Source organism: Clostridium moutaii (assembly GCF_041205085.1).
GTDB classification, from domain to species: Bacteria; Bacillota; Clostridia; order Clostridiales; family Clostridiaceae; genus Clostridium_B; species Clostridium_B moutaii.
On the sequence record NZ_JBGEWD010000050.1, the window covers coordinates 1 to 601 of the forward strand.

General features: G+C 34.6%; 1 protein-coding gene. It reads right to left on the reverse strand.

Annotation, left to right across the window (positions count from 1 at the left end; translation table 11 throughout):
* Nucleotides 1–587 (reverse strand): DMT family transporter (locus AB8U03_RS18035; protein ID WP_369705932.1); only part of this gene is annotated, 587 nt, incomplete at its 3' end.
* Nucleotides 588–601 lie beyond the last annotated feature (14 nt).

A 601-nucleotide genomic window follows, 5' to 3' on the forward strand; every position in this document is an offset into this window, starting at 1 on the left:
ACTCCAAAAGAAAAGCCGAAGAAATTGGAAACATATCCTCCATATATTTCAACTCTCTTTTTACTGTATACAGTATAAAAAGACCAGCTTACTGCAGAACCAAGTGCAAAAAGCATACCTATAATATCTCTGGGATTTCCAAGTCCTCCTATAATTTCTGAAGGATTCAGTATTACAACAGCTCCAATTAAAGACACCACCATTGATATAACAGTTGCCTTGGATACCCTTTCCTTCAGCATGAAATATGCAAAGGGTACTGAAAATACTGCATTCAAACAATACAGAACTGCTGCAGTAGATGCTTTAGTGTAAGTAACTGCAAACTGAAGCAATACCATGGATACAGTAACTGCCGATATACCACAAATGGCAAAATATCTTAAATCGTCAGCTTTTATTTTCAGTTTTCTAGCTTTAACATCCTTCATAGCCAGAGGACATAACAATATGGCTCCTATTAAAAAAGCAATAAACATAACTTGAAATGGATCCATACTGCCTGTTTGTGCTAGAATTCTACCTGCAACTTCAGCAGTACTATAGAAAATAGCAGTTAAAATAATAAATATATATCCCTTTTTCATTTTTATAATCCCTC